The following is a 10479-nucleotide window of genomic DNA, read 5'->3' on the forward strand; positions in this document are numbered from 1 at the left end:
GCGCCGGGGGTATCGGAGCGGCCACCGCCCCGGCTCACGCCGCCCAGCGCCTGATCCAGGTCCCCGTGGGCCGAGCGCCGCCCCCTCGGAGATCGCCGCGGCCCGTGGCGTTGCTCGACGGCGACGCCTCGTTCACCCTTATTGGTCGAGAGAGGGCTTTCGGTGCCTACACCTGACAACGACCTCGTCCCGGCGCGCTCCGGAATGCTCACCTCCGGCGACACGTGGACCGTCGACCTGGCTGGCCGTGACGCCTTCCTACGCCACCACACACTCCATGGCACGCCGCTGCTGCCCGCCGCCATGTCACTCGCGCTGGCCGCCGAGGCGGCGCACCGCCCACCCCCGATCTCCTTCCGGAACGTCGTGTTCCACGCCCCGCTGTACGCCAGAGCCACCGCGGCCGTCTCCTACCGGTTCGTGGCACAGCCGCCCGGTATGAGCATCGTGGTCGCGGACGCCCCCGCTGGGCCTGGCCAGCCGCCGATCGGGCTGACCTGCGCGAACTTCGAGCTCGACGACAACCCTCCGGATCTTCCCCAGCCCGTCGGCGACCACCCGGACATCACCTACGTCACCTACGGCCCCTACGTCGCAACCGCGGACCTGGCGATGAGCGGCCCCTTCGTCACGCTCGCGGGCCTGCGCGTCCACCTCGGTGACGCCCGAGCCCGCTACCGCCCTCGACTACCCGCGGACCCGGCGATGTTCCCTGATTTCGCGATATGCGCGTCGCTGATCGACGCCATGATCCAACTCGCGCTGGTCAGCCTCGGCGCCGGGCACGGCGGAATGAACCACCTCCTGCCCAGCAGCTGCGATGCCATCCACGTCCACACCCCGTGCACCGACCGGCAGCTGCTCGCCCGCCACCCTTCGGGAATCGAACTGCACGCGCACCTCGGTGGGAACCACAGCACCGACGTCCTGAGCTGGGCCGAGCCCCAGCAACCGATCGCGCAGATCATCGGCCTGCGCGCCGTCGTCCTGTCCAGGAGGGACCCATGACAACCGTGGAGCCATACCGTCCGCATGAGGGCAAAATCGTTCTCGTCACGGGCGGCGCGCGGGGCATCGGGCGCGACATCGTCCGCGAATTCGCCCGCGCCGGCGCCTATGTCGTGGTCAACTACTTCCACGCCGTCGACGAGGCCGAGGACCTGTCCACCGAGCTGCGGGCGACGGGCGCCCGGCACAAACTGCTCCGTGGCTCCGTCGCCAAAGCCGACCAGGTCCAGCAGATGTTCGAGCAGATCAACACGGACCTCGGCCGGCTGGACATCCTGATCAACAACGCCGCGTCCGGAGCGCTCAGTCCATTGGACACCCTGACCAGCCGGGACTGGGAGCGGGCGATCAACACCAACATCCTGGGCGCGCTCTGGTGCTCTCAGCAGGCCGCTCCGCTCATGACCCGCCGCGGCGGCGGCGCGATCATCAACCTGTCGTCCACCGGGGCAAGCTCGGTCCTGCCCGGCTACGCCGCCATCGGCACCACCAAAGCCGCCGTCGAGGCGCTCACCCGCTATCTGGCCGCCGAATACGCGCCTCGCAACATCCGCGTCAACACCGCGTCCGCCGGACCACTCGACACCCCAGTGCTTACCCGGTTTCCCAGCCCCGACACCTTCCGCGCCACGATCGAACACACCACCCCGCTCGGCCACCGCCTCGGCAAACCCGCCGAACTGACCGCGCTGATCAGTTTCCTCGCCTCACCACAAGCATCCTGGATCACCGGCCAAACCATCCTCGCTGACGGCGGCCTCAGCCTGAACCCCGCGCCGAGTTCGTAGCAAGCCGAGTTCCCATCGGACCCACGACCGCAGCGATGCCGTCAAACGGGCTCTGTCCGAACTGCCCGTCGTGAACACTCGGTCATCGGCGTGGGGCTGTGTCGCGAACGGGGCTTTCGGCCCGACACACCGGTCTGAAGTCCGGCGGGATGGGCACTGTGAGTGATGACATCGGACGCTATGCGTCCACGTAAGAGTGGGGGCGAGTCGAGACGTCAGCTGTCGCCGGAGCAGGCCGCCACGGCGGCGATGGTGGCCCAGGCACGGGAACGCGGGCTGACGCTGACCGGTCCGGACGGGCTGTTGAAGGTGTTCACCAAGAACGTGCTGGAAACGGCCCTGAACGAGGAATGACCACGCATCTCGGGCGCGAGAAGAACCGCGCCGACGCACTCTATTCGGCATTTCCGGACATTCGGCTGCTGCCACCATGATCGGTCCGCACGGTGAATCTGGAACATGTTCCCTCGGCGGATCACCTGCTGTCGGTGGCCCCGTGACTGGCAACGTGGTGGTCCCACAACGGTGGCAGGCGACATCGCGTGATGAGTGAACACCGCGCAGCCCATGCCTTGTTCCGCTTGCCGACCAGGTGGCGGACCGCGAGGCTCGCGACCGTTGGCAGGGGGTGGGCTGAAGATCACGTCGGTGCACACCTGAACGCGGAGCGCGCTTGACACGGATCCCAAGGCGACTTCAGTGCGACGCCCTGTCCCGCGTCGCCCCCAGCTCGCAAGTCCTCACGTCGATTTCAGTGAGTCAACACAGGGCTATGCCATCCACATAGGACTGAGTCGAGCTCGGTCCTGGGCTCCGTTCGGGCTCCATTGCCGTAACATTGCCCGACACTACGCGACATTCGGCGTCACCCAAGATCATGGCAGACCTAACCTGACCTGCGCCAACAGGCATAGAACGACATCACGCGACACTGGATGACACTGGGTAGCTGGGGACTTTTAATCCGTAGGTTCTGGGTTCGAGCCCCAGGCGGCCCACCAAACACCCAGGTCCAGGCAAGGCGGGCCGCCAGGAGCAAGATCATCTCCCCGGTTTATCCCCGGTTTTGGGGTCGGACGGGTTATCCAACAGTCCTTCCAGAGCCTCCGCCGTGACCGGGTCAACCACCTTGCGTTCCAGGTAGTTGTCCTGCGTCATCGACACCCGCGCGTGCCCGAGGTGATCCGCGATCAGCCGCGTCGCCACACCCGCATCGTCCAGCGCGGTAGCCGTCGTCTTCCGGAAGGTGTGCGAGGTGACCCACAGGAAGTGATCACCGCCGCGAATTTCCCGGATGACGCGCAGCACATTGCTCGGGTCGCGCAGCCCGCCCGTGGTGCTGGGGAAGATGGGACCGGTAAGCGTGCCGCCTTCGTCCTGTACGGCCTTGGCCTTCCGCCTCAGCATCTTCACCGCCCAGGAGGGCATGGGCAGCGCCCGAAGGCTCGACTCGCTCTTCGGCTGTGGTTTGCGGTACAGGCCTTCGCCCTTGAGCCGGACCACGGTGTGCGTGATGTCGACCGTGCCCGCCTTCAGGTCGATGTCTTCCCAATACGTCGCGAGCGCTTCGCCGACCCGGACGCCGGTTGCCATCATGAAGCGGGACAGGTCCGGCAGGTCCCAGCGAACCGCCTTCTCGTTCGCCTCCAGTCGCTTCAACCACTCGGCCCGCTCCGTCGCGTTGAGGGCGCGGGGCCTCTTCTTGTTGATCGGGATACGCCGGGTGTCCCGGGTCGGGTTGGTGTCGATCGCGTCGTACCGCGCTGCCAGGCTCAACATGCCGGACAGCGCGGTACGGGCGGTCTTGGCCGTCGACGCGCCGACGTTGCGTTGCAGCGCGCCAAGGAACCGGTCGAGTCGCATCACGGTGGCTTCCCGCACCCGCAGCTCGCCGACGCCGGGGATGACGTGCCGGTTCAGGATGGACTCATAGGTGGTGATGGTGGTCGGTGACTTCTTGCCTTCCTCCACGTCCTGCCGTAGCTGGTCCAACCAGACCGGGGCCACGTCTTTGAGTTGCGTTTCGCGGGTGATCTCGCCAGCCGACGAGCCCTTCCATTCGCGGATCGCGTCGCGAAGCCGTTGTGCCGCTTGGCCTTTCGTCTTGCCTGAACGCTCCACCTCCGGCGTACTGCCGTCGAAGTCCCGGAACAGGGTGCGCGCCCGCCAGCCGTTTGGGGTTGGCGAATAGCGGATCTGGCCGTACGTGCCGATCTCCAGACGTGGCCGGGGCATCAGGCCACGTCTCCGCTCAACCGGTCCACCCAGGACTGAACATCTTCCGGCCGGTATCGCACATACCGGCCCATGCGACGACCAGCCGGGCCGTAACCCTTGCTGCGCCACTGGTAGAGCGTCGGGACCGGGATGCCGAGGTACTTCGAGACGTCTTCGACCGTCCACAGTCGACTAATCCTTGATGCGCTCATTGCTCCCCCTCCCAGGTCAGGCCGCTTGCTGAGTTGCCGAAGTTTCCGGATCACCGGGTGGTCCCTGCGCCGCCAGCAGTGCCCGGTCGTACTCGGCGCGCCACGTGATCCGTTCGGAAATGGCATGCATGATCAGGTGATCCCGGGGCGGGACGTGGGTGTCTCCGGGCTCGACCTTGCGCCAGACGAGCCGGGCCGGATCGGGTTGCGGTTTCTCGATCCCGATTGCCGAAAGCGCTTGCTGTACGAACGCCTTGCGGTCTTCCTTGTGGTCGACGAGTGTCTTGCCGGACCACTTGCGCGACACCAGGACCCGCCGACCGGGCAGGCCGAGGGTGGTCCGCCGATGAGCGCGGCCTTTGCAGTGCCCCGGGGTCATCTTGGAGTTGGCGCCCTTGGGTTGGATGCCATACAGCAGCCAGACCGCGCAGCGGGGCGAGCACGGCGTGACCGACAGTTCGGCGTGGAGCCGTTCGTGGTGGTCTTCCTGTTGCCTGCTCTCGGCCACCACGACTTCGCCCGTGGATTTGGTGAGGTACTTGGTCAGGTAGCCGATGTGCCGCCCGGCTTCCTCCGTCCCGCCGAGGATGCCTTTGGAGTGCACTTGCCGCCCGAAGGTGACAACGTGTGCCGGGTGCTCGACGTCGTCCACCGCCTCGTCCCAGTCGGTCAGGAGTTGGTGGGTGTCCGGGTCGACGAACGCCTTGCTGTGCGGGTCCCAGCGCGGCATCCGGTCGACGTAGACGACCTGGTCGTGGTTGGGCCACCACACTTGGTGATAGGTGGCCGCCGTGACCTGTCGGACGACGTCGTGCGGCACCGAACCGCGGATTGCCGTATGCAGGTGGGGCGCTGCCCGCTTCTGCGGCTCGACCGTCGCGAAGTACTGCGCGTTCCAGCCGACGACCCGGCGTAGGTTCTGCCACCAGCGGTCGACGAGCGCGGCGAAGTGCACCGCGTCCCGAGCTGCCCGCCGGTAGTCGTAGGTGGACGGGTCGACCGGCGAGCCGTCCCTGCGGACTGGTCCGTAGGTGTCGCAGGTCAGGGTGACGAACATCGACGGCCGGAACTTGCCCGCGTACTCCCGGCCTACGGTGGTCTTGGTGACCTTGCGGCGAGGCAGGTTCGGAGCGTCCTGCCGACGCCGCGTCGACCGCTTCACCGTCTTCTTGGTGGGCAGGTCGACGGCTGGGAGACGGCCGCGCATCCCGAGTTGCCGAAGTTCCTGGTCGACTGTGCGGATCTCGTCGCGTAGATGTTCGGCCTCCGCCTGGTCCTCGTGTTCGACGCGGTCCCGGTAGGCCGCCACGAGGTCAGCACGGAAGGTCAGGAGCTCCGTGTGTTCCTCGGTCGGGGCCTTCGAGGCGATCTCGGGTTCTTCGTCGAGGTGCCACCCTTCCCGGCACTGGGCTTGCCGCAGGGCCTTCGCCTTGCGAGCGCACGGCAGACAAACGGATTCCACTGTGGACCCACATGGGACCGGGATGTAGCGCACCTCCCCGGTTTCGGTGTCGCCAACCTCCATGGTGAAGGGGCGAACACAGACTCCGTGTTTCTCCGCCGTCGCCTTGACGACGTCCGAGGCCAGCGGGTCACGAAGCCGAGGCGAACCGGCAGGCCTCCGGCCGGCCTCGTTAGTGAAGTTCGCTTCCGTCATCAGGCAGCCACCTCCCCACCATCGGCCCAGCCCCGTAGCACGAACACCGGCATGTCCTGCCGAGCACCGGCGGGCAGATCCGGGAACACGTCCTCGGAGAACGCAACGCCGCTGTAGATCTCCACCGGGACGCCGCACGGAGTACGCCCGGCAACGTGCAGGTGCACCCGCTCACCGGACGGGACGCGCCACAGGCTTGCCGTCACGACTTCCAGCGTGTTCGCCCACACCAGCAGTGCCCGCGCGACATCGGCCAGGCCGTCCACGTCGAGCTGCACCGCGATCGGGTCCGACATCGAAGTGACCTTGACCGAGGCCACCGGGGGCAACTGGTGCAGGTCGAGGTGATCACGGATAGCGTCGAGGAAAACCATCACCTTGTTCACGCCGCCGCCCCCTCACCGCCGCGACGAGCGGCCAGGTCGATTACGCGCGCGCCGCCGTTGGTGACGTAGTGCTCCAGCGCCTTGACTGTCTCGTCGGGCACCCAGCCTGCCCGGATGCGCAGTGGTTCCCGGACTCCTTCGCCCCAGACGTAGCCGGTACCGGCAGCCGATTCGGGGATGCGGTTGGCCCAGGCGCCGCGTTCGTAGGCGTTGTCCCCGAGCACCATGCCGACATGAGTTTTGGAGGTGACGCGCAGGCACACTCGCCGAGGGAACAGCTCTCGCACCGGAACCGTGTCCTTCGTCGGTTCCTGCACATACCCGCGCACGGTGAAGCCGAGCGCCCGACCCTGCGTGTTCAGGATCGCGACCTTCTCCACGATCTGCTCACGCGTCTTACGGTCGGTGTACTTCGTCAGCGCGCCGATCTCGTCGAACTCCAGCAGTTCCAACGGCCACTCCGTGGAGATGGGCACCTCACGCACCCGCCCCGCAAACTCCGCCTTGCGCCGCTCCAGTTCCTCCAGCAGTTCATCAAGCAGCGCCAGGGCTTCCGCGCCGGTTACGGCGTAGCGGGCGAAGATCCCACGGCCGTAGGACAGTTCCATGCCCTTGGGGTCGATCCCGGACACTCGGATGACTCCGGCCCGGATCACGGAGGCCGAGGCCACCAGCGGGCACCACATGACCGAGTTCTTCCCCGCACCGGTCGCACCTGCCACCAGCAGGTGAGCCCCTGGACCCATCAGCGGGACAGCCCAGTCCTGTCCGTACTCCGTGCGTCCGGCGAACACGTGCCGCAGGTCCACGCCCGTACCGTCGACCGCGACGAGATCCGGCAAGGCCGGGCAGGACACTGGGGAGGCCAACAGGTCACGCCGCATGAAGTCCAGGGACACCACGTTGGGCTCCAGTTCGCGCACCTGGCAGCGGGAGACCTTGCGCGCCGAGGCCAGCGCCCGCGCGGCGTCGTCGAAGTCTTCGGGCTTCTGGCCGGGCACCAGCTCCACCCGGACTTCGTCCCACGAGGCACCCGAGCGCACGCCGAGCACCTTGGGCACCCGCACCGCAGCACTACCGCCACCGGTACGGGAGACCGCCTTACGACGGCGACGGCCGACGAGGTTCACTGTCACTTCCACCGGCAAGGTGCCGTCTGAAATGGACAGACCGCACGCGTGCAGCCAGGCCGGGAGCTTGCGCCCGTACACGGCCCAGCGCAGCCACCACGAGCGCAGGAACCGCCCGCACCACTGGTCGAACGACACCACGTGCGCCACCCGCCACGCCGCGAGTACTGCCGCGAGGCAAGCCGCGGAAATGGCCAGCGACAGCCAGCCCAGCCATTGCCACCAGGCCCACAACGCGAACAGGGCCAGCGTGGTCCGCCAATGAATGACGACCTGCTTTACGAGCCACACAAGGGTTTTCAGTAGCCACCACAGCGCCACGAACACCACGGCCACGGCCGCAAGCGCTTCCAGGATTGCCGCCAACGCGTGCCCGATCTTGTGCAGCACCCACACACCCAGGCCCGCAGCGAGCAGCGCGAGAATCACCATGCCCGCGCTCATCAGCGACCACCCCGCCCAGCGGCGGCCGTCAGGTTCAGCGGCAGCATTCCCCTACAGGGAGCGCACTTCGTCTCCCCGCGCAGCAGCTTCGCGAACCGCTTGCAGGCGGCGCAACGCGTTCGGGTGACCCCGCCTAGCGCGCGTCCGTTGTCATCGTTTAGCGTTGGCATTGTTCACTTCCCAAGGTTGTGGACAGCGCAGGAGCGGCGAGGTTGGTAGCCGGTTTCCGCTTCTGCGCCTTACGATCCGCGATCCCGAACGAGGGCGCGTTTCACCGCCGCGCGACGTAGCGCGCGTTTTTTGTTGAGTCTGTTGACTTTTCTTGTGTCTACATGGGACTAATTGGCCGCTTGGTTGTCCTCTTGGATCTGTGCGGCGATCTTCTTGGCTTGCCGTTGCTCGTAGCCGACGTAGTACAGCGATTCGTGGTGGTGCCCACGGTCCACGTCGGCGATGTGTTCGTAGATGCGTGCGTTCGTCCGGCGGTACGCCAGCCACACGGCCGGTTTCGCATCCGGTGCGGGGCGTGTCCGCTGGACGTGTTCGTGAGCCTCAGCCAAGGTCCGGGGTTCAAGCTCAGGTTTCTTCTTGGGCGTCGCCATTACTCACCCGCCGCATCTCCGCCGCGCGGCTTTCCAGCAGCATGGCCAGGTCCTCGGCGCAGTCGCGGAGACGGCGAAGGAACTTGACGCACTCCGCCCACCGCTGAGGATCGTTCGGTGGCCACAACGTCAGCACGCCGGGACCTCCCGACAGCTCCAGGACCGGCGGACACCGGGGAGTCGACCCCGTTTCCGCCACTTCGACTTCGTCCCACTGTCCAACTACCCACGCCAGGCCGAGCCCGTCCCGCATGTTCATCACTGCCTGCCTTGCCTGCCCAATCCATTGCCAGTTCGGCGAAACCCTCGGCCGCCGACCTCAACGCGGCCACGCACCACCAGGGCAGGCCGCGCGCATTCGCCAGCCCGAGCCAGGCATCCGACACACGCTGCGCCGACTTCGCCGTGTTCTGCGCCGCCACCACCGAGTGGTCGGACTGGTAGCGCTTCCACGCCGCCATGTAGTGCCGGTAGGCCGTCTCCCACACTTGGACCAGCTCTCGGAACGCCGCAGCGTCACGAGCCGTGCCGCTCATGTCGCCTCTCCCTTGCGTTGGGCCGAATCGGCGCGTTCCATCTCCAGCCGCGCCCGTCGGTCGAATTCCTCAGCCGCCACGGCCGCCGCGTGCCGAGCCCACAGGGGAGCGGCGAGTTCGCCGGACAACATGCGCCAGGCGAACGCGACAGCGTGGTACGCGTGAGCGAGACGGCGCACCGCCGCCACGTCGTCGGATGCCGATCGCATCGCGGCGAACAGTGCGGCCGTCTGCTCCGCATACGCGTCGTTCCACCGAGCGACCGCCTCACGCGACGGCCGCCCCGTCATCACGCGGCCTTCTGGCCGCTCGCACCCTGACCGCTGGTGCCCTTCGACGCCGCAGGCTTGGGCGCCGCAGCGCCACCGGGCTCACGCATCCCGGTCGCCCGCAGCACCCAGCCCTGATACTTGAACTTCTCGCCCATGACCCGGGGCTCGACCATCAGGCCCTCGAACACGACCGGCCGGAAGTCGAAACCCTGCATGGCCGCCGGGGGAGGCACCGGCTGGACCCGGTCCAGCAGCGTGACCGTCGCCGACTTGTCCCGGTCCTTCTCCGCGGACGGGTCGGTCACCGTGACCTTCCACTGCGGCAGGCCGGTCTGCTCGTCGATCTTCTGCTTGGGCTGCTTGCCCCGGGCCTTGTCCTCGTTGGACACGTACTCCATGTCCGGGGTCACCGGGCCGACGATCGCGGCCCCGGCCGGAAAGACGTGGTCGTGCTCGATCTCGAAGCGCGTTCCGCGCGGTACTGCCATCTCAGTTGCTCCCTGTCTGCGCCTCGTGCGGCGCTGCCTAGCGTGGCTGACATGGCCAGAATAGCTAGGTTGGCTAGACAAGTCAATCAAGCAAAAAAATGCCTAGGTTTCTAGGTTGCCTAGACAGGCTCGGCGCAGGTTGGGGAGGATGTATGTCAGCACATGTGAGCACATAGCAACACATGTTCGAACATGGCTGCACTCGCACTCGTGTGCAGGTGGACTGAGGAGAGAAGGAGGCGGCTGTGCCGCTGGACCCGGACGATCCGCGACCGCCATACGTGCAGGTAGCGAACGCATTGCGCGCCGCGATCCTGACCCGGAAGTTCACGCCCGGCGACAAGCTGCCGTCTCGGAACGAGCTGGCGAAGACGTACAACGTCGCGCCGATGACGGTTCAGAGTGCTATCCGCGAACTGCGCGACGAGGGATTGATCGTGTCGCGGCAGGGGAGCGGCGTGTTCGTCCGAGAGCGCACCGAACGCCCGATCGGTCTCCGGCCGCACATCGAACGTGCCTTCGAGGCTCAGGACGTCACGATCGACTTCGCCGGGTTCTCCGGCGAGACCCTGCACGGCGTCATCACCGAGCCCCTGGACAAGATCCGCATCGGCCGGTTGCGCCCCGAGTCGATCACCGTGCGTCTGCTCGTCCCGGCCCCAAGGCAGCCGTGGTCACTGCCGTGCACGGTCGAGGAGCGCGCCGACAGTCCCGCGTTCCGCAAGCGCGCCGAGGAGAT

The 10479-nt window shown here is 67.1% G+C and carries 14 protein-coding genes; 5 read left to right on the plus strand and 9 right to left on the minus strand.

Annotation, left to right across the window (positions count from 1 at the left end; genetic code table 11):
* The first annotated feature begins 162 nt into the window (after positions 1-162).
* From ACFWX1_RS42305 to ACFWX1_RS42315, 3 genes are all read left to right on the plus strand, one after another.
* Positions 163-1008, plus strand: a complete 846-nt coding sequence (locus ACFWX1_RS42305; protein WP_378395536.1) for a hypothetical protein — start codon at positions 163-165, stop codon at positions 1006-1008.
* Positions 1005-1796, plus strand: a complete 792-nt coding sequence (locus ACFWX1_RS42310) for an SDR family oxidoreductase (protein WP_378395537.1) — start codon at positions 1005-1007, stop codon at positions 1794-1796. The genes ACFWX1_RS42305 and ACFWX1_RS42310 overlap by 4 nt, the downstream gene beginning before the upstream one ends.
* Positions 1797-1976: 180 nt before the next feature.
* Positions 1977-2150: a hypothetical protein gene (locus ACFWX1_RS42315; RefSeq protein WP_378395550.1), complete on the plus strand. Its 174-nt coding sequence runs from the start codon at positions 1977-1979 to the stop codon at positions 2148-2150.
* 687 nt (positions 2151-2837) lie between these two features.
* Here ACFWX1_RS42315 and ACFWX1_RS42320 read toward each other — a convergent pair.
* From ACFWX1_RS42320 to ACFWX1_RS42350, 7 genes are all read right to left on the minus strand, one after another.
* A complete protein-coding gene (locus tag ACFWX1_RS42320) occupies positions 2838-4031 on the minus strand; it encodes a tyrosine-type recombinase/integrase (RefSeq protein ID WP_378395538.1) in 1194 nt (397 codons plus the stop codon).
* Positions 4031-4225 (minus strand): helix-turn-helix transcriptional regulator, encoded by a 195-nt coding sequence (locus tag ACFWX1_RS42325; RefSeq protein WP_378395539.1) that lies wholly within the window; start codon positions 4223-4225, stop codon positions 4031-4033. The genes ACFWX1_RS42320 and ACFWX1_RS42325 overlap by 1 nt, the downstream gene beginning before the upstream one ends.
* A gap of 16 nt (positions 4226-4241) precedes the next feature.
* Positions 4242-5882, minus strand: a complete 1641-nt coding sequence (locus tag ACFWX1_RS42330; RefSeq protein ID WP_378395540.1) for a replication initiator — start codon at positions 5880-5882, stop codon at positions 4242-4244.
* The gene (locus tag ACFWX1_RS42335) at positions 5882-6268 is read right to left on the minus strand and encodes a hypothetical protein (protein ID WP_378395541.1); all 387 of its coding nucleotides are present in this window, start codon (positions 6266-6268) and stop codon (positions 5882-5884) included. The genes ACFWX1_RS42330 and ACFWX1_RS42335 overlap by 1 nt, the downstream gene beginning before the upstream one ends.
* Positions 6265-7842 (minus strand): FtsK/SpoIIIE domain-containing protein, encoded by a 1578-nt coding sequence (locus tag ACFWX1_RS42340; RefSeq protein ID WP_378395542.1) that lies wholly within the window; start codon positions 7840-7842, stop codon positions 6265-6267. The genes ACFWX1_RS42335 and ACFWX1_RS42340 overlap by 4 nt, the downstream gene beginning before the upstream one ends.
* A gap of 338 nt (positions 7843-8180) precedes the next feature.
* Positions 8181-8402 carry an AMED_5909 family protein gene (locus tag ACFWX1_RS42345; RefSeq protein ID WP_378395543.1) on the minus strand — a complete coding sequence of 74 codons (222 nt, stop codon included), beginning with the start codon at positions 8400-8402 and terminating at the stop codon, positions 8181-8183.
* Positions 8403-8418: 16 nt separating this feature from the next.
* The gene (locus tag ACFWX1_RS42350) at positions 8419-8703 is read right to left on the minus strand and encodes a hypothetical protein (protein ID WP_378395544.1); all 285 of its coding nucleotides are present in this window, start codon (positions 8701-8703) and stop codon (positions 8419-8421) included.
* An 11-nt stretch (positions 8704-8714) separates the two neighbouring features.
* On the opposite strand from ACFWX1_RS42350, the gene ACFWX1_RS42355 reads away from it, so the two are divergent.
* Positions 8715-8888: a hypothetical protein gene (locus ACFWX1_RS42355; protein WP_378395545.1), complete on the plus strand. Its 174-nt coding sequence runs from the start codon at positions 8715-8717 to the stop codon at positions 8886-8888.
* 88 nt (positions 8889-8976) lie between these two features.
* Here the strand turns inward: ACFWX1_RS42355 and ACFWX1_RS42360 are convergent, their stop codons facing one another.
* Together ACFWX1_RS42360 and ACFWX1_RS42365 are read right to left on the minus strand one after the other, a co-directional pair.
* Positions 8977-9270 (minus strand): hypothetical protein, encoded by a 294-nt coding sequence (locus ACFWX1_RS42360; RefSeq protein ID WP_378395546.1) that lies wholly within the window; start codon positions 9268-9270, stop codon positions 8977-8979.
* The gene (locus tag ACFWX1_RS42365) at positions 9270-9740 is read right to left on the minus strand and encodes a hypothetical protein (RefSeq protein ID WP_378395547.1); all 471 of its coding nucleotides are present in this window, start codon (positions 9738-9740) and stop codon (positions 9270-9272) included. Before ACFWX1_RS42365 ends, ACFWX1_RS42360 begins: the two co-directional genes overlap by 1 nt.
* Before the next feature lie 245 nt (positions 9741-9985).
* Between ACFWX1_RS42365 and ACFWX1_RS42370 the strand changes: the two genes are divergently transcribed.
* Positions 9986-10479, plus strand: a 494-nt coding sequence (locus ACFWX1_RS42370; RefSeq protein ID WP_378395548.1) for a GntR family transcriptional regulator, incomplete at its 3' end; no start/stop codon positions are given.

Origin of the sequence: Amycolatopsis sp. NPDC059021 (genome assembly GCF_042739895.1) — a bacterium.
GTDB lineage: Bacteria > Actinomycetota > Actinomycetes > Mycobacteriales > Pseudonocardiaceae > Amycolatopsis.